The 18652-nt window shown below is 50.3% G+C and carries 17 protein-coding genes; 2 read left to right on the plus strand and 15 right to left on the minus strand.

What is annotated here, in order from left to right; all coding sequences use genetic code 11:
• Window positions 1–37: 37 nt before the first annotated feature.
• The 7 genes from E4L36_RS02965 to E4L36_RS02995 form a co-directional block, all read right to left on the minus strand.
• Window positions 38–724 carry a hypothetical protein gene (locus E4L36_RS02965; protein WP_136679129.1) on the minus strand — a complete coding sequence of 229 codons (687 nt, stop codon included), beginning with the start codon at window positions 722–724 and terminating at the stop codon, window positions 38–40.
• A 125-nt stretch (window positions 725–849) separates the two neighbouring features.
• Window positions 850–1983 (minus strand): cell division protein ZapE, encoded by a 1134-nt coding sequence (gene zapE, locus E4L36_RS02970; protein WP_136679131.1) that lies wholly within the window; start codon window positions 1981–1983, stop codon window positions 850–852.
• 42 nt (window positions 1984–2025) lie between these two features.
• On the minus strand, window positions 2026–2829 hold the full coding sequence (locus E4L36_RS02975; RefSeq protein ID WP_136679133.1) for a DNA-binding domain-containing protein: 804 nt from the start codon (window positions 2827–2829) through the stop codon (window positions 2026–2028).
• Window positions 2826–3671, minus strand: a complete 846-nt coding sequence (locus E4L36_RS02980) for a DUF692 domain-containing protein (protein ID WP_136679136.1) — start codon at window positions 3669–3671, stop codon at window positions 2826–2828. The genes E4L36_RS02975 and E4L36_RS02980 overlap by 4 nt, the downstream gene beginning before the upstream one ends.
• A 53-nt stretch (window positions 3672–3724) precedes the next feature.
• Window positions 3725–4189: a hypothetical protein gene (locus E4L36_RS17965; protein ID WP_136679138.1), complete on the minus strand. Its 465-nt coding sequence runs from the start codon at window positions 4187–4189 to the stop codon at window positions 3725–3727.
• 119 nt (window positions 4190–4308) lie between these two features.
• Window positions 4309–5823, minus strand: coding sequence for a HAMP domain-containing sensor histidine kinase (locus tag E4L36_RS02990; protein ID WP_136679140.1), 1515 nt, complete (start codon window positions 5821–5823; stop codon window positions 4309–4311).
• Window positions 5813–6514, minus strand: coding sequence for a response regulator transcription factor (locus E4L36_RS02995; protein ID WP_136679272.1), 702 nt, complete (start codon window positions 6512–6514; stop codon window positions 5813–5815). Before E4L36_RS02995 ends, E4L36_RS02990 begins: the two co-directional genes overlap by 11 nt.
• A gap of 747 nt (window positions 6515–7261) precedes the next feature.
• On the opposite strand from E4L36_RS02995, the gene E4L36_RS03000 reads away from it, so the two are divergent.
• Window positions 7262–7873: a PEP-CTERM sorting domain-containing protein gene (locus E4L36_RS03000; protein WP_136679142.1), complete on the plus strand. Its 612-nt coding sequence runs from the start codon at window positions 7262–7264 to the stop codon at window positions 7871–7873.
• Between the two features lie 72 nt (window positions 7874–7945).
• Here the strand turns inward: E4L36_RS03000 and E4L36_RS03005 are convergent, their stop codons facing one another.
• A complete protein-coding gene (locus tag E4L36_RS03005; RefSeq protein WP_136679144.1) occupies window positions 7946–8863 on the minus strand; it encodes a LysR family transcriptional regulator in 918 nt (305 codons plus the stop codon).
• Between the two features lie 91 nt (window positions 8864–8954).
• Between E4L36_RS03005 and E4L36_RS03010 the strand changes: the two genes are divergently transcribed.
• Window positions 8955–9677, plus strand: coding sequence for an SDR family oxidoreductase (locus tag E4L36_RS03010; protein ID WP_136679145.1), 723 nt, complete (start codon window positions 8955–8957; stop codon window positions 9675–9677).
• Window positions 9678–9711: 34 nt separating this feature from the next.
• Here the strand turns inward: E4L36_RS03010 and E4L36_RS03015 are convergent, their stop codons facing one another.
• The 7 genes from E4L36_RS03015 to E4L36_RS03045 form a co-directional block, all read right to left on the minus strand.
• Entirely contained in the window at window positions 9712–10215 is a 504-nt protein-coding gene (locus E4L36_RS03015) for a YcxB family protein (protein WP_136679147.1), read from the minus strand.
• Between the two features lie 208 nt (window positions 10216–10423).
• Entirely contained in the window at window positions 10424–11329 is a 906-nt protein-coding gene (locus E4L36_RS03020; protein WP_136679149.1) for a hypothetical protein, read from the minus strand.
• A gap of 81 nt (window positions 11330–11410) precedes the next feature.
• Window positions 11411–12925 (minus strand): hypothetical protein, encoded by a 1515-nt coding sequence (locus E4L36_RS03025; RefSeq protein WP_136679151.1) that lies wholly within the window; start codon window positions 12923–12925, stop codon window positions 11411–11413.
• Window positions 12926–13134: 209 nt separating this feature from the next.
• On the minus strand, window positions 13135–14568 hold the full coding sequence (locus E4L36_RS03030) for an aldehyde dehydrogenase family protein (RefSeq protein ID WP_136679153.1): 1434 nt from the start codon (window positions 14566–14568) through the stop codon (window positions 13135–13137).
• A 103-nt stretch (window positions 14569–14671) separates the two neighbouring features.
• Window positions 14672–15454, minus strand: a complete 783-nt coding sequence (locus E4L36_RS03035; RefSeq protein ID WP_136679155.1) for an alpha/beta fold hydrolase — start codon at window positions 15452–15454, stop codon at window positions 14672–14674.
• 37 nt (window positions 15455–15491) lie between these two features.
• Window positions 15492–16961: a PLP-dependent aminotransferase family protein gene (locus E4L36_RS03040; RefSeq protein WP_136679157.1), complete on the minus strand. Its 1470-nt coding sequence runs from the start codon at window positions 16959–16961 to the stop codon at window positions 15492–15494.
• Window positions 16962–17199: 238 nt separating this feature from the next.
• Window positions 17200–18582, minus strand: a complete 1383-nt coding sequence (locus E4L36_RS03045) for an aminotransferase (protein WP_136679159.1) — start codon at window positions 18580–18582, stop codon at window positions 17200–17202.
• Between the last annotated feature and the right edge of the window lie 70 nt (window positions 18583–18652).

An 18652-nucleotide genomic window follows, 5' to 3' on the forward strand; every position in this document is an offset into this window, starting at 1 on the left:
GGCGTACCTCAGCACTCTCACAGTGCCCGGTCGCTGACTAGCGTCGACGTGCCGCTGCGGCACCCAGCACACCCGCACCGAACAGCAACGCAGTGCCACTTAACGGCACACTCGCAGATGCGTCACGGACCAGCGCAACACCTAAGGTATTAACGCCAACGTCTGCTGTGAACGCGTAATTGTCGGAAGATTTAAAGACAGTACCCGCGTTATAACCCGTGAACAGGTCGGCAAAATCATCGTTTACGCCAGTAAAAGCATAGAAACCGTCACTATCTGTATCGTTTCCATAGAGTGCCATTGAACCACTGAAAGGGTCTAGCGGGCTAAATGGGAACCCACCGTTAAAGATCGTTTGACCCATCAGCTCGATAAATGCGTTTGCAGCATCGTCTTCCGCTGTCGGGTTGGAGGCCAGTGTTACCTCCTGCTCGGTGTTTTCGTTTGCATCTAACGCGATGCCAAAACCAAAGTCCTGATAAAGCCCCGCAACCTCATCATGCAATGCTAGGCGCCAACCGTCGGCTGCAAAGATACCTAGCGCCTCGTTGATCGACAGATCAAGCGTCGCATCCCAGCGTAACCATTCAAGGGTATCGCCTGCAACAACGTTGCTAGAATCATCGTACTGATACCCTGTATAATCGATAATCGCGGCTGATGCAGGCATCGCAGCCAGGCATCCTACCAACCCCAAAGACGCCAACAAACTCGGCAGTTTCATCTGTTACTCCTTACGTTCTTCATCTGCGAATGACAGTGCTCAAATTGTGAACAACTCTACAAGCGCAGCAGCATAGCGGTAGCAGATGACGAAAATATGTCCAGTTCGAGTCAGTACTTTTTTGCCTACGCCGTTTCCTCCGTGGCGCGCTGCAAATATTCATGCGATTGCATCTCGGTCAGGCGGCTGTGGGTGCGGCGAAACTCAAACGTCAGCGCACCACCGCAATACAGCTCAGCCAGCGGCACATCCGCTTGGAGATAAAGCGCTACATTTTGATCGTAGAACTCATCTACTAAACTGATGAAACGCCGAGCTGGGTCATCCATCCTCGCGTGCTGCACAACCCGCTCACCGGTTTCGGTAACCGAAAAGCTGCCATCCTCAGTCCCGCGCGCTTTGATACCGCTGCGCAGCTCTCCCCCTAGTATTGGAATGCCAGTCACCAAGACCACTGACCAACGTTTGGCTATCTCGATATAGTCCAGCGCAGATCGCGGACCTTCACACAGCGCGCTAAAATCAGCCCAAACAGCCTTGTTACTCACGCCATTAACATCGATATCACGCCCCAATATACGGATGCTACTAGGCCGAGACACCTCATCTGCAACATGTGAAAACAGCACAGCAAAATCCTGTTCGTGGGGTAAGTAATAGGTCTTTTGCGGAGTCAAATGGCGCAGCCGATGATCATGGGCTCCACTGAGATGTAGCATCTGCAGGTGAGCTTCAAGCAATGCAATCGCAGGCAAGAAACGGGAGCGCTGTAAACCATCCCAGTAGAGCCGCTCGATCGGAATATTAGAGGTGGCTACGAGTGTTACGCCGCAAGCAAACAGCGCGTCAAAAAGGCGCCCCAGTAGCATCGCATCGGCGATATCAGAGACAAAAAACTCATCAAAGCAGATGACTCTATGCCCTTTTGCAAAGCGCTTAGCGATAACGGTGAGTGGCTCCGGCTGACCGGCTACCTCTTCAAGGGAGCGATGCACCCACGCCATAAAGTGGTGAAAGTGCATGCGCACTTTTTTATCCGGCGGCAGACTGTCGTAAAACAGATCCATGAGGAAGGTTTTTCCGCGACCAACATCTCCCCAAAGGTAAAGCCCTTTGATCGGCTTTCGGCGCAGCGTAAAGCGCTTAATATCAGCGGACAGCTCTGCTGAGAGAAGATCCAGCGCTACCACAGCCTCTTGTTGAGCTGTATCAACAGCGATCTCCCCTGCATCAACAAGTGCTTGATACTGAGCAAGCATGAGCAATCCCCGAAAAAGGGAGCATGGTAACCGATCTATCGTTTAAACGGCAGTTAACTCAGTGCCTGCATCGGTGGGTAATGCAATAACCCAGCCCGCATCAAGCCAAGTAAACAGTTGTTCAACCAGGTGCGCAGCTATCAGGTCTGGAGCAAAGCTCGCAGCTAGCTGCTCTGCAACGCCAGCGAGGTTGTTGCCACTTAGGAAGCCATTCAACATAAGTTGCTCGAAATCACTTGCGGAGCGGAACTCAGTCAAGCGCTCGGCGTTTCGCCATAGAACCCACATGGCAGCTTGAGTGGTCAGATCAGGTGGGTGTTGCTCAGCTTTGATCGCCTGCCAAATCTCTACAACATTGTAGGGCGCTTGAAAGCGCTGCAGACTTGGATGAAAACGCAGCGTCATGTTAGGCCATTGCTCCTGTGGTATGGCCATCAGATCGCTACGCGCTAAGCGCGGTCGGTCTGCTGCATCAAACGAGTCCATCAGGGCACGCTCGAAACGAGCCAAATGCGCAAGCTGCGGGTAGTTTTGAAACGGTTCGGTCTCGGTTAAAAACTGCGGTAGTTGATTACCGAAATCGCGTAGCGATGTGTACTGAGATGGGCACGTTTCGATATACCCCTCGATCATTGGGTCAAACAGCTCATCCCCCATGTAACGCCCCAGAATATCGAAGTCGGTATCAAGCACATCACGTAGCGCACACAGGTAATTATTTCGGTAGATTCCAAGCCGTGTTTGGGTATCCGCACCCTGCCCCTCTTTAAGTAGGCCATCGGTAGACGAAGGCTGCCCCATAATAAAGGCCATCATCTGCTCTTGCAGGTGCTTAAGGTCGCTCATGCAGGTATCCCTTCACGCAGTTCAGGTAGCACTGCACTGGCAAGTTGGCGCGCTTGATCTAACTCGACTAACAGTTCAGGCAAAGGGGGAATATGATCATCACGCTCGATCATAGTACTTACCGGCCCCAGTTTCGCGATGGTTGTTTGGTACAGTTCCCATACGGCGTCACACACTGGATGATCATGGGTATCTATCACATAGGTGCCGTAGTCAGTGTGTCCTGCCAAATGGATCTGCCAGATGCTCTCTGGGTCAAAGGCGCCGATATAAGCATGTGGGTCGTAGTTGTGGTTCCGTGCACTCACATAGACGTTGTTGACATCCAAGAGCACTTTACAGCCAGAGCGGCGAACCATCTCGGCCATGAATTCCCATTCAGGAATACTGGAGTCGGTAAACTCAACGTAACTGGATGGGTTTTCCATCAGAATGGGATGGCCTAAGAACTCTTGAACCTGATCCAGCCGCGAAACAATATGGTTAAGGGCTTCTTCAGTGTAAGGAACGGGCAACAGGTCGTGGCTATTCACTTTGTTCACGCCCGTCCAACAAAGGTGATCCGATACCCAAGCCGGCTCAAGCTCTTGAATTAAGCGCTTAAGGCGGGTGAGATAGTCACGGTTTAGCGGGTCGGTGGAACCGATTGAGAGCGAGACACCATGCATGACCATCGGATAGTGCTGACGTATTTCATGTAGGTAGTATTTTGGTTTTCCGCCTTCAATCATGAAGTTTTCTGAAATCACTTCAAACCAATCGACTGGTGGCCGCTCAGCTAATACATCGTGGAAATGATCAGTACGCAGCCCTAGTCCAAACCCTAAAAATTCTCGTTTCATCGTGTGCTCCGTGACAATGCGGGAGCATGGCACTCCCGCGTATTCAGCCGCGCTTAGACGTCGTTGTTACCGCCAATGTGGTCGCAAGACTGCGGTGTTGTCAGAACAAAGCCTGTGCCTTTGCAAGACGCATGGCCCGCGCAAGCGTTGTCTGCTGTTTTACAGTCGTTATGACCTTTACAGATGTTAACACCATAGCACTGGGTTAGGTCAGCTTTGCCGATCGCACCGCGCCAGTCATCTTTTACCGAACCACCTACGTCAGCACACGCTTTTGCAGGCATACCTACAAAGCCGGAGCCTTTGCAAGAGCCGTGGCCCGCACATGCGTTATCTTTACCACCACAGTCGTTGTGGCCTTTACACTTGTTCACACCGTAACAATGCACCATCTCTACTTGATCTGCTGCAGCAGACGCTTGAGAAGCGGTTTGTTGAGTCGCGCCACATGCTGCCAAGCCTGCCGCTGCTAATGCAATTGCTGCCCCATTTAGTGCCGGTTTTAGATAGTTATTCATGGCTAAGTCCTCGCTTGTCTGGTGCCATACTTATTGTTTTTGACACACAGCCGTTATGCTATATACAACGTTAGTTAGATGCTCGGCTAGCTCACACAACTCGTAGCTTGTGTTAACTGCTAAGCGCTTTTATGCAGCGTGAACGAAAACGTGGTGCCTTCGTTCAAGCTACTTCTCACTGCAATAGTGGTTTGATGCAGATCGAGAATCTTCTTCGTAATAGCGAGCCCCAAACCGCCATGCGCGGTGTTCTCACGCACACTATTCTGCGCCTTGAAATGGGGATCAAAAATATGAGGAATATCTTGGCTCGGTATGCCGATACCCGTATCCGTTACCTCAATCGAAACCATGCTGGAACGCTCAAAAAGATGGACGGTAATAGCACCTTTATCAGGCGTATGACGCAGCGCATTTTCAACTAAATTGGTAAATACACGGTCGAGCTTTTCAATATCACCCCAAACACAGATCGCGCTGTTTTTTGGCATCACATCGAGTGACACACCCCGCTTGCCCGCTTGAATCTGGAACTTTTGCAGAACATCTTGCACCAGTTCAGCAATAGGAAACTGCTCTTTTTGTACCTGAACATTGCCGCTATCAAGATGCGCGAGTTCAAAAAGCTGTTCAATCAGCGTAGAGATGCGGTAAGCGCTTTTCTTCGCCGTCGTTATATATTGGCGGCTCTCGTCATCCGTCATTTTGCCCTGCTGCAGCTCCCATGTTTCGAGATACCCCATTAAGGATGCCAGCGGCGTTCTTAGGTCATGGGAAACGTGAGATAGCAGCTCTTTACGCAGGTCATCAATCGTCACAACCTGCTGATATTGCTCGTTGAGCTTGTCCACCAACTGGCGAAACGCCACACCCAATTTATCAAGCTCATGTTCGCTTTCTGGGCACCAGCACTCTAACTTCTGCATCGCTTCCAGATTGGCACGCGGGTCTTTGCTCAGACCTTTTTGTTGAATCGCATCCACTTGACGCGTCAGTCTGCGCAGCGGCTTCGTAATAACACCTGTAACGAACAGCGTTGCAAACAATGCAAAGGCCAGCCCGGCAAGCAAAATAATCAAGCCCCACTGAAACACTTTATTGTTCCAAACCCGTGCAGCAACGGCGTCATAGACCTGACTACCGAGGATGACATAAAGATATCCTTTGAGCTGTTCGTCCTGCTTGATCGGCGCCACACTGAACACTTTAGTGGCAGACTCTGAGCGCGGATCGTCACCATAAACAGGGCGCTGCACTCGCGATTGGGCCAAATAGTTACGTAATGGAACCAAGTCTACCTGCGCTCGTTTTAATGCGTTTGGGTCTTCGGCGGAAAATGCGAGCACCTTACCGTTGGTATCAAGGACGTAAAACTCAAAGTTTTGTCCCAAAAACATCAACTGATGAAAGGTCTGCTTGGCCGCAGCAAGGTCAATCGTATCGCCCTCTTGCGCGAGATAATCCTTCACCACATGCTGCGCTAGCCCTTTGTGCATCTCTTGCATGGCTTGTTGCTGAAATACCTGAATAGAGCAAAACAGTGTCACGAGCGCCAGCAAGCCTACCGTCAAAAAGCTAATAAACAGGGTTAGCGACAAACGCCCCTGAAAACTGCCAAACGCCTTATTGCTCATTAAACTTATACCCCACACCCCAAACCGTCATAACATACTGCGGGCTCGAAGGGTCAACCTCTAACTTGCCACGCAAACGGTTAATATGAGAATTCACCGTATGCTCGTAACCGCTGTGCTGATAACCCCACACCGCATTCAGCAGTTGCTCGCGGCTGAACACCTGCCCCGGGTAGCTCGCTAGATATAACAGCAGATCGAACTCTTTAGCCGTTAAGCTGAGCGCTTCTCCCGCGATAGAGACAAGGCGTTTTAGCTTATTGATCCGCAACTGACCAAATACCAGCAGATCACCATCATCCATCGTTTGCTGTTGTTTGTTCAATGTCATACGGCGCAACAGTGCTTTTACACGAGCTTGCAACTCCAACACACTAAAAGGCTTGGTGAGGTAATCATCCGCCCCGACCTCTAGCCCGACCACGCGGTCTGCCTCACTTTTCTTGGCCGTTAACATCAAGATAGGGGTATAGACCTCTTTCGCACGCAAGGTCTGGCAAACCTGTAAACCGTCCATCCCCGGCAACATAAGATCCAGCACGATCAGATCGAAATTCTCATCAAGTGCACGTGCGAGCCCGTCTTGACCGTTCATTTCGCGGGTAACGGTATAATTGATCGCCTCTAAGTTCATAGCGATGAGTGCATTGATATCTTCTTGATCTTCAACAATGAGTATTCTTTCGTGCATCATCTTTACCTTTTTACTGCAGCTTACCTGTTTAAGTTAGCAGCTATTGATACTCAGTCCAGATACAAGTGCCGGATAGATAGAAACAGCGCCAATCCTTGCTAGAGCAGCGCGTACAGGAGTTAGATTAAGGAGGAGTGTTCAATTAGAGGTCACGCATTTGTAAAAAAAGTATCACGCGCTTTTTCCTAGATAGCGACGAGGTAGAAAGCGCCGCTTTTTCAGTGACAACAGGGCAAAACAAACACAGCTGTAGATTACCTCGCCAACAAGCATCAGTTTTTGTCTGTGCAGAGTTACAATAGATCGCCTGCAGGGCAGCACATGGCTCGAGCGCAACGGAGCGATATATTAACTTTTAAAGAATATTTAAGAGAAAATCCTTTTATAAAAAACTTTAAAACTTAGTTAAACGTCACCTAACTGATACGTTAAAAGTAGATATTTTTAACCTTTCATTCAGCATTAAATAATATAGAAAATAAAATATTCAAAATAACCATTTATTTAAAACAGTTGTTTGATTATTTTTTCTGAATCTGTAGATTACCGTTGAGTGGTCCACTCTATTATTGATGTTTCTATCCTTTGCTTTATAGAAAAAAGAGCCCGATTTCTGTCAATCTGCACCGCTTAAACAGAAGCGTCGCCGGTTGACGGCTAAAAATCAGATCACTCATCGATGGCCCGTTATTTTGGTGCAATAACTATCTATTAATAAAATAAAACCATACAGGAGATTTTAAAATGAAAAAGCCACTAGCGCTTTCCGCATTACTTCTTATGAGCAGCGTCGCTGATGCTGGCCTTATCCTCGAAATCACCGAAGGTAATGCTGTAGGAACAACTAAATGGACATTTTCTGGCTCAGCCATCGCCGGAGGAGCAGGTTTTTTCGATAACGAAGGCAATTTAGGCTCTCAAGATACATGGTCAAATATCGGCTCATACACTGAGGTTAACGATTTCGAAAACACCACACTTACCGGTAACGCATTCCTGAGTGTTGGCGCCGATACGCGTGATATCAACATGGTTTACATCGATGATGACAACGGTGTCGATTCTGACGATATTGGCGTGGGCATTTCAGGCGGTACACTGCTGGCGTTTGCTGCAGGTGATACTGTCAGCTGGGGTGGCGAGTTGTTCGTTACAGGGATTAGCCTTGCAGACCTTTCTGAGTCAGGTTTACCCTTCAGCTATACAGGCAGCACCTATGGCGGGCAAGACGGTACGCTCGAGCTAACAGTGAATATTGGTAGTGGAGCGACCAGCGTTCCTGCACCAGCAACAGCATTTTTGTTCTGCGCTTCACTGCTAGGTGTTGCGGCGTCTTCTAAGCGTAAGAAAAGCTAATTGGGTATCCGTGCTCATGTAAGCATAAAGGGGCTACTTTAGCCCCTTTTTTGTGGGTTTTGCTCGCTTAGATTAACTTCGCAGGCCTCCGTGCATGGCCACCTCTTGATAACGATTAGGAAACTGTTGGGCTAGCCAGTCAAGCAACAGCTTCACCCGTGCAAGCTGATAGCGGCCAGGTGGACACACCAGTGAGATTGGCGTTACCTGATGCCACTGCGGTAGTACCTCGACCAAGCGCCCATCTTCAAGCGCAGCCGCCACGTAGATATCAGCTAAGCGCGTGACGCCCAGCCCAGATAGTGCAGCATCACACATCACGCGACCACTGGGCACTTGAAAACCACGTTGGGCTTTCACTGTAATGGTCTGGCGTTGTTGTACAAACTGCCACTCACTCACACTGCCGAAGATCAGTGTGTGGTTAGTCAGGTCATCAGGTTGCTCGATGGGTGACGAGCCAGCCAAATAGCTTGGACTAGCCACGTAGCGCGTATGCATACGATGAACACCGCGGGCGATCAAAGTCGAATCTTCTAACTGCCCCATTCTCAGCACGAGGTCATAGTCACTCGTAAGAAGGTCGATGCGCTGACTAGAGAAATCCAACGATACATCAATCTCTGGATAGCGCTCTTGAAATTCAATCAATAGCGGCGCAATAACCGCCTCTCCGATCAAGCCACCTACGCTATTCATCTGGATATGACCTGCATGAACCCGCTGTACCTGTTGCACCCACTCATTCGCGTCCTTGAAAATCGCCAGCGCTTCACGGCAACGCTGATAATAAACCTCTCCCACATCTGTGGGCCGCAGTTGACGTGTCGTTCTATGGAGCAGTTGAACACCTAAAGACTTTTCTAATTGCGATACGTGCTGACTGAGATTGGCTTTGGATACGCCAGTGAGATCAGCAGCACGCGTAAAACTCCCATGCTCGACCACTGAAACGAACGCATATATGCCAGAAAACTGCTTACTGTTCATAAATACTTAACTGTATTTTTTAATTATATGGATTTATCAAAATAATAGCATAGTTAAAATGGCTACATCACGAAATCAGAGGAAACAAAAGATGAATAAGCCACTAATCGCTATTACCGGTGCAAGCTCAGGCATTGGCGCAGCCTTTGCTCGCCTGTTCAGTCAAGCTGGACACCCTCTCCTGCTCATGGCGCGCCGCGTAGACCAACTTGAGGCGCTCCAACTGCCTAATGCACTTTGCAAAGCGGTAGACGTAACAGATCTAGAAGCTCTACAAAGCGCAGTGGCTGAGGCCGAAACGCAATATGGGCCTATTGACTGCCTTATTAACAACGCCGGTTGTATGCTGCTGGGCCAACTTGATAAGCAAGACCCTGCCGAATGGCGCCGTATGTATGACGTCAATGTTTTAGGCTTGCTCAACGGTGTCAACGCCGTTTTACCCGCTATGCGAGAACGCCAAGGCGGCACCATCATGAACGTGAGCTCTATTGCGGGACGTAAAACATTCCCGAATCACGCGGCATATTGCGGCACTAAGTTTGCCGTACACGCTATGGGAGAAAACTTACGCGAAGAAGTTGCAGCGGACAGTGTTCGAGTGATTACGATCGCGCCTGGAGCCGTTGAAACCGAGTTACTCAGCCACACAACGGATGCTGAGATCATCGCCGGTTACGAAGCTTGGAAAGAGAGTATGGGTAGCGTGCTTGTACCAGACGATATCGCACGCTCTGCGCTGTTTGCCTACCAGCAGCCTCAGCACGTTTGTATTCGTGAGCTGGTGATCGCTGCAACTAAGCAAGAGCCATAAAGCACCGCACACAACCGTGTTGTGTTAAATCGTGCTAGTGGGTACGTACGCCGTGCTCCGCTAGCCGGTTTAAAATAAAATCGCAGCCAGATTTTCCTAGATCTCGTGTGGGGATCGATAGAAAACGCTTGTTAGAGAGCGGCAGCAGCCATACTTGATCATGGCGCCATAAATCGGGGATACGATCCCATTTTAACGAATCTTGCTCGCTGCCAGATTTGACCTTAATACCACGTTCATCCATCTCGAGTGTTACCGGAACCTGTGCCGTCCAGTTCAGGTAGTTGATCACGCGGCGCACATTTAAGATATAACTGACGAGCAATGCCAGCGCGCCTAACATCACCGCGCCCATCGCATAAACCAGCATGACGGCCGAATTGCTCTGTATAAAGCGATAGACGATCAAAGTAACCAGGCCTACTGCCAGCACCACAATCACAGGGTTCAACTGTTTGAACCAAAAGACAGTCGCAGATTTCTTAGCAAGCTCTTCTGAATAGGTAAGCTCAATGGGTTCCATACCGCTTAACGACATCCCGTATACGCTTATAAAAGACGCCCATCCATCCTAGACTCGTCTCTTAGAGCTAAAGGCTTCCTGCCTTTAATATCCATAGTGCGCTACTGAACCGCGCTCTAAAAGCATAGCCGAAGATCAAGAATCTGCAGTTTGAAACAGAAGAAAAGCAACTGAATGCCTATTTTTAGTAGGCAAAGTGCCCGACCAAAACGATGTTAAGCCGTTAGTTGATAACGCCAGCGCGACGCAAAACATCATCGAGTTGCAATGCGGTAGGCATACGTGGATTCAATGAATGGCTCGCCCACCATAACCAGTCACGCGACGCTTCAGGGCGTGAATTCAGCATACCGAACCAGTCGAGCGAGCCTAAGTACTGATTGACGCGAGTAAACTCCCGAGGAAAATGCACCGCTGCACCCACCGTAACAATGTGCAGATTCGCGAGTGTAGCCAGTTGCTTATCGCACAGCTGTACAAGCGCCTGTAACGCGTTCTCAATCACATAATTGCCCTTGCTGTGACCAACCAGCAGCGCTATATCACTGCGCAGATGATAGAGCAGGTAAACCAGCGCCGCGCCATCCGGGCTGCCATAGACCAAGCGCAGCGACTCCTCGCTGTTAAGCTCACTGTCGGTCAGTTGGCAGAGCCGTTTGTCGGGCGTCGGAGCAACGGCATCAAAGTAATCTCTGAAGCTGGCGTAGCTATTTCTCATCCCATGCACATACCACCCCCCGATCGCTTCAGACAGCATATCAGCGGCGCCAAACCCGGTAATAACCGCCATCACGGGTCCTTGCAGTTGATTCGCAACCGCACGCGCAAACGCGGCACTGCCAAGTGCTGAGCTACCAACGCCAGATAAAACAACCGCTGTGGGGCGCTGATCTTTAGGTAACAGTTTGAGCGCATGGACGCACGCTTGTGCGGAGCCACTAAAAATAGTGTGCTCACTTCCGTGGGGATAGACCACCAGAACATGGCCTTCAGGATTGCTTTCACTGCCCAGCTTTTCGATCTCAGCAGCCGTTAACAACTGCGTATCATAGAAGAAGCGATCAGCAGATTGATTCAATGCAGGGTTGGTTGGGGCCAATAATTTTTCGAAGTAATTCAATTCCGCCATACAAACCCCAACCCTTCCTTGACTGCACTAAGCGCTATTAATACACATTAAGCCTATATATTAGCATTCCATTGTGACGAACTAGTAGCTAAATAAGTAACGCAATGTATTACCTGCCTCGCGCTGTGGTAGCGCTAAAATCCGATCATAGAATCGGATAAACGTGCGGCACGCTGCCGAATAGTCTTCGTGACCGCGCAAACGCTGGTTATGTAAGAAATGCGCGCTCAACCCCAGTGATACCACCACATCCGTCACAATCGTTTGTGCATTCGCCACATCGAGCGCTCCCGCTTCGGTGGTGTAGCTATCCTCTATCACACGCTCAAATGCCACCATCATCGGCGTCATCTCTTGGATTGATAGGTGGCGGGTGATATCAAGCTCACCATACACGGTAGGAAAGATATTCTTCATGCAGAGTATCGGGTTAATCATGTGCAAGGTTGCTAACAGGTTAGCAGTCTCTTGCACAAATTGAGTAATGGCCACATCACTGGTTCTTGGTAGTAGTGAGCCGGCCATCTCGGCAATAATCTTGCCAGCCACCTGTTTGATCTCGATAGGCGATGCACCCGCAATAAACATCTGGTTGAGCATATGCAACATCTGCAGATAAAGCTCAGGCTCATGGCGGTTGATGGCTCGCATAGCAGGCATCGACTGCAGCATCTCATCCACTTCAAATAACGTGGACGGCTGATATTGTGTCTCTTGTACACTCGATGGGCTGACAACCGCGTGCACAACCCCAGCATCGATCATCTCCTCAGTAGAGGGATACCAAAGATCATCAGAGTTAACGGCAAAAATACGTTGGATAAACTCCCCAGAGACACCTTGCTCTCGGTAATAAACCAGATCACGCACTTGCTCTCTACGCAACAGTGCAGCGTCATGTAGGCTAGGTGTTTCAGTGTAGTATTGGTGGAAGGCTAAGTTCGCACCCGCAGCTAGATAACGCCGCTCTCCAGAGATAAATGCTGTGCCACAGGCCGAGTAGCAACCGGTTAACGAATACGTATCTAAACCCGCGGTGGAGATCAAGGATGCCAGTTGGCGCCCCTCGTAAATGCGCCCCCCTCGGCTGTCTAGAATAATACCCTCGATATCCTCATGACGTTCAAGCACTTGTTCAACCGCATCCGTTACGCCAAACCCCAAACCACCTTGAAGGTGCACGAGCTTGCCGTTATCGGTCAGTTGAACCGTGTAATCAGCAAAGGGGTCGGGCACAAAAGCGATGCGATACAGCTCTTTGTATGTTGTGGTCGCCTGCGATGCTAGCGTCACCATAAAGCCTGCCGCAAGCGCGACACAAAACCGCGCCGCAACCGCCCAACCGCGGCGGCGCCCAAGGAACAACGTACAGTCTGCCGTACGCCAAAGACCCACGAGTTGCCAAACAAGAATAAGCGCTGTGACGACATAAAGCACCAGCAGCGCCCGTGCAGATAGAACAGGGCTGTTGGCCAGTGCCCCTGTCAGAATAGCTACTTCGATTAACTTTAAAAGCGCCAAACCGCCAATAAAGTTCACCCAAAACGCTACGGGAAGACTCAGCTTTCCTTGCCAATGTTTCTTGAGATATTGCATAAAGCCACCTCGCTAACACTGAGCATTTTTTATACAGCTGTAGGAAGTATGACTCAGAACTGCAACTTTGGTTTGATTATTTTCACAATCAAAACCGTAGGCTCAAGCGAGGTTATGACTTAAAAATCGGCTGGAATCGCTACAAGCACAGGAAACGAGAACAAAAAAGGGAGCCTGAGCTCCCTTTATCCGTTTATTTTTGATAAGCCTTAAGCGCGCGGGATGCTACCAAACATCGATTTAGGCTCAAGGAACTCTTCCATACCGTAAATACCCCACTCGCGGCCGGTCCCCGATTCTTTAAAACCACCAAATGGTGCTTTTGGATCCGCAGGCGCCCCATTGAGATGCACCATACCTGTACGCATCTGGCTAGCAACAGCTTTTGCTCGTTCAAGATCGGCGGAGTAGACACCTCCTGATAAACCAAAGCAGCTATCATTGGCGATCGTAATCGCCTCCTCTTCAGTTTCATAAGGGATAATGGTACAAACTGGCCCGAAGATCTCCTCCTGCGCTATCCGCATATGCGTATTAACATGGCTGAATACTGTAGGTTTGACGAAGTAGCCTTTCTCTACATTGTCAGGCAACCCTAAACCACCGGCAACGAGCTGTGCGCCTTCATCTAGTGCGCCTTGGATAATGCCTTGGATTTTGTCCCACTGTGGCTTTGATACCACTGGGCCAATCACCGTGTCGTCGGCCAGCGGGTCACCTGCCACAATCGATTCTGCCGTGCGTTTCGCAATGGCAACAGACTCTTCTAGCTTACTGGCTGGCACAAGCAATCGGCTCTGAGCGTTACAAGATTGCCCGGAGTTACTCATCACACCTTTGATGCTGCGGCTAATAACTTTCTCAAAGTCGACATCATCCAATACGATATTCGCCGACTTGCCACCCAGCTCCAGCGATACTTTTTTAAGGTTAACGGCTGCCGCCTGCGACACCAGCTTGCCCGCCTCAGTGGAGCCCGTGAATGAAATCATATCGATACGAGGATGCGCGCTTAGCGAAGACCCCACACCAGCGCCATTACCATCCACTAAATTGAACACGCCAGCGGGTACGCCAGCATCATGGAGAATCTCAGTGAAGATATGTGCCGAGCGTGGCGCCACCTCACTCGGTTTTAGAATCATTGTGCAACCCACCGCCAATGCAGGCGCGACCTTACACGTAATCTGGTTGAGCGGCCAGTTCCACGGTGTAATAAGAGCGCACACGCCAATCGGCTCTTTGGTGACCGTTGTGGTACCCATCACCTGCGTGAACTCTTCCTCTTTCATGAGCTTCAACGCCACTTTGATATGGCCAAGACCCGCCGGCACCTGCATTTTTCGAGCAAAGCTGATCGGTGCTCCCATCTCTTCCGAGATCGCTTGCGCAAGCTCTTCCATACGTGCGGAATAGCCTTCGATAATGCGCTCAAGCAGCGCAATACGCTCCGCTTTGCTGGTTTTACTAAAGCTTGGAAACGCTGCTGTCGCCGCGGATACCGCAGCCTCTACATCATCGTTGTCACCTAAGCGAATGGTTGCGATGGGTGCTTCATTCGATGGATTCAGTACCTCGAGCACCTCAGAACCAGATGGCTCGACCCATTGGCCGTTAATATAGAACTTTTGTAAATCATGCATGTGCTCTGTCCTTTTTGAAGCCGAATAAACGAGGAGGCTAGATTTACCATTTGGTAGACCACCATGCAACAAAAACAAGGGTTTTTACTTATATGGCAGCGCACTATCCATTGGGTGTAGACCCTATAAAGTGGCGCAGATTCTCCCGATAGGCATCCGTATCAGAGATATTGACGTGATTCGTATTTGGGATAACCACCAGCGATGCAAGACCTGGCCTGAACGCTTGCAGCAGCCGCTTGGTACTTCCAAATGGGACCACTCGATCATCCGATGCAGCCACCAATAGCGTCGGTGCGGTGATCTTGGGTGCACGTTTTGCCGAGTCAAAACGGTCGAGCAGCAGCCAATGAACCGGAAACATCGGATACCGAGCGGCAGCAAGCTGCTCAATACTGTCATAAGGGGTGATAAGAACAAGGCGATCGATCTGGTCATGTTTTGATGCCAGATAAGCAGAAACGCCGGTGCCGAGGCTGCGGCCTGCGATCGATATACGGCTATGGCGCTTCACAACCTGCTCAAAAAGCACATCGGCTGCAGCAAACAGAGCCGCTTCGGTCGGCTCGCCTTCACTCCCTCCAAAGCCCGGATAGTTCATCAGGTACACCGTATGCTGCGGCAGCATACCTTCCATCCATTGGGCGCTACGCAGTGCCGACTCGCCATTCCCGCCAAAGTAGATCAGCGCCTGCTCCTGCCCTTCGTTGAGCACAATGATCCTGACCTGATCACCACCGCTAGCAACAACCTCGACAGGATAATCATGCGCTAGCACGGGTGTGGGGTGGTAGAGAATATCGCGTTGGATAATAAAGAGTCCCAGCGCGGCGAGCAGATAAGCACCTGCTGCGCCACCAAGGATATAGGCAGTGGTTCTTGCCAATGTTGCTAACCTTCTGTTTTTTATGTGATGCGCTTAATTATAAAAGCTCATCGATCAATTCAGAAAGTCTACGAATGCCGGGCTCGATACGATCAGTAGCGATGGACGAGTAGCCAAGGCGGAAATAGTTTTTAGGCGGATCATCCGTCAGAAAGTGGATCGCTCCCGCCTCAATCAAGATACTCTCCTCCTGTGCCCGAACACGCAGCGCTTCAGCATCAAGGCCTTCTGGCCCTTTCACCCAATAACAAGACCCACCGAAGGTTGGCTGGGTATGGGAACGCGGCAGATGAACTGAGAGCGCTTCATGCATAGCACGCCATCTTGTTTGGTAGTTGCGGGTGATATTCATGATTAACGAGTCGTGATAACCACGCTCTAAAAACAACGCCACCGAGCGCTGGTTATTGGCTGCAGGGTGACGCACCATCAAGCGCCGCAAGGCGCGCGCTTCGCGAATAAACTCCGGCGGACCGACGATATAGCCCATCCGCAAACCCGGCGCGAGTGTTTTTGATAAACTGCCCACATAGATCACGCGCCCCGATCGGTCTAAACTCTTCAACGCCGGCACGGGGTTCGAGTCAAAGCTGGTTTCACTCTCGTAGTCATCCTCAATGATCAATAGATCTTGCTCATCAGCCTTTTTCAATAACTCGTAGCGCCGCTCGATTGGCATGGTGACGGTCGTCGGGCACTGATGGCTTGGCGTTGTGTAGACAAGATCACACTCATCTAAACGCTCATCCACCACCATGCCCTGCTCATCAACAGGGATGCCTTTGATGTTAACGGGGTTCAAGCCGACGATATTGCGAACATCAACATAACCCGGATCTTCAAGCCCAATGGTACTGTTTCGGTCCATGAGTAGCTGCGCCAATATATAGAGCGCCTGCTGTGCACCAACAGTGACCAAAATTTGGTCTGGTGATGCCCACACGCCCCGTCTTGGCAACAAGCGGGTACTGATCTGCTCCACCAGCAGCGGGTCATCGTTATCAAAACGGTCAGCCGCCCAATCGCTAATCGCCGCACCACTGACCGCATCACGGCAACACTCGCGCCAGTTCACGGTGGGGAATAGTGACGGGTCAAACTGTCCGTAGATAAAGGGATACTGATAGCTCTGCCAATCGCGCGGTTTAACAATATTCGGTTGCTGAGTTGGGTTGAGCTTAAAACGCTGTTGCCAATCTGGCAGGTTAACGCTCTCATGCTCGGCAAGTGGGGCGTTGGCCACACGTACCTGGCCGTTTAAAATATCAGGGTTCACATAGTAACCGCTGCGCTCACGTGCGATGAGATAGCCGTCGTCCAGTAGGTGTTCATACGCCAGTACAACGGTGTTTCGCGCAACATGGAGCTGCTGCGATAGCTTACGGCTTGAGGGTAACGGCGTATCCAGCGGGATGTTGCCATTGAGAATAGCCGTTGCGATCTGTTCACGAAGCTGCTGCTGAAGACTGCCACCTTTGCCTGGCGTCAGATGGAAAAGTTGAAACATATCTCTGCCTTATCATTATTGTTCTGTGTCAGATCTTGTCACCAAGATCTTAAATAGATGATTCCCTTCTTGTGAGCCACATCGCTCAACATCATCCATTTGTCTTCCTTGTCGCACTGCTTTTCTGTTTGGCGCTCAAGATACAATGTAGCAGCAAATGCAAAAAGCCCGCCAACATCACCAAGTTGGCGAATGCAGGCGGGCTTTTTTTCTGTGGCAGATGAAAGCCTAGTGAGTGTTAAGCCAGCTCAGCCAACGCAGCATCAATCGCATCAACAATGCGGTCGATATCAGCTTGAGTTGCGATCAAAGCTGGGCTTAAGCAGATGGTGTTATTAAACTCTTCGAAAGAGCGGTTTGTACGTCCAATGATCACGCCATTCTGCATACAATGTGCCGCAATCGCCATAGGTAGAGACTCTTCAACAGGCTCTTTAGTTTCACGATCTTTGACAAGCTCGAAGCCCGCGAAAAGGCCTTTGCCGCGCACATCACCGATAATATCGTACTTCTCTTGCAACTGATTTAGGCGGCCGCGCAGGTATTCACCTTGGATCTTAACGTTATCGAGTAGATTCTCGCGCTCGATGATCTCCATGTTGACCAAGGCCGCTGCAGGCCCTGCGGTACAGCCACCAAAGGTGGAAATATCGCGGAAATAACCCATACGCGCGTCGTCGTCTTCTTTGAAGGCGCTGAACACCTCTTCGGTTGTAACCGTGCAAGAGATCGCAGCGTAACCCGACGCAACACCCTTCGCCATAGTGACGATATCAGGCTTAACGCCGTAGTGCTGGTAGCCAAACCACTCGCCAGTACGTCCCAGACCGCACACCACTTCATCAATGTGTAGCAAGATGTCGTACTTTTTGCAGATCTCTTGCACGCGATCCCAGTAACCACGAGGTGGTTCAATCACGCCGCCACCCGCCGTGATGGGCTCTAAGCACAGCGCACCAACGGTTTCTGGCCCTTCCGCTAGGATCACTTTTTCAATTTGGTCTGCAGCCCAAACACCGTAGTTTTCGAGATCTGCATCGCTCTGCGGGCGGTATTCGCAGCAATGTGGCACTTCAACAAAGCCTGGAGTGAATGGGCCGTATTGGTTCTTCCGCTCAAACTGCCCTGTCGCACTGAGTGCTGTGATCGTTGTACCGTGATAGTCGCGCTCGCGGAACAGAACTTTATATTTCTTACCGCCATACTTTTTCTGCGCAATTTGGCGCACAATTTTAAAGGCTTTCTCGTTCGCTTCTGAGCCCGAGTTGGAGTAGTAAACGCGGCTCATGCCCGGCATTTTGCTCACCAGTTTCTCAGCGAACAGCGCTGCTGGTACGTTGCCTGCTGTTTGAGCGAAGTAGTTCATAGTGACCAACTGCTCACGTACTGCATCTGCAATTTCAGTGCGGCCGTAGCCTACGTTAACCGTCCAAACTGCGCCTGATACCGCATCTAGGTACTCATTGCCTTTTGCGTCCCAAACACGCATACCTTCGCCTTTCACGATCACCATCGGATCTGCGTTTTCAAATGGCTTGTGCTGGGTGATGTGATGCCAAACGTGGTCTCGATCGTTTCCAACTACTTCTTTTGCGTCAAATTCGTGGGCGTTATAAGTCATATCGCACTCCCCTGAGATTTAGATTTATTTTTTTACAGAGGCTGGAGTCTTCCCGGCATCCGTTACAACA

The sequence above is a fragment of the Neptunomonas sp. XY-337 genome (assembly GCF_004959845.1).
In the GTDB taxonomy this organism is placed as follows: Bacteria; Pseudomonadota; Gammaproteobacteria; order Pseudomonadales; family Balneatricaceae; genus Neptunomonas; species Neptunomonas marina.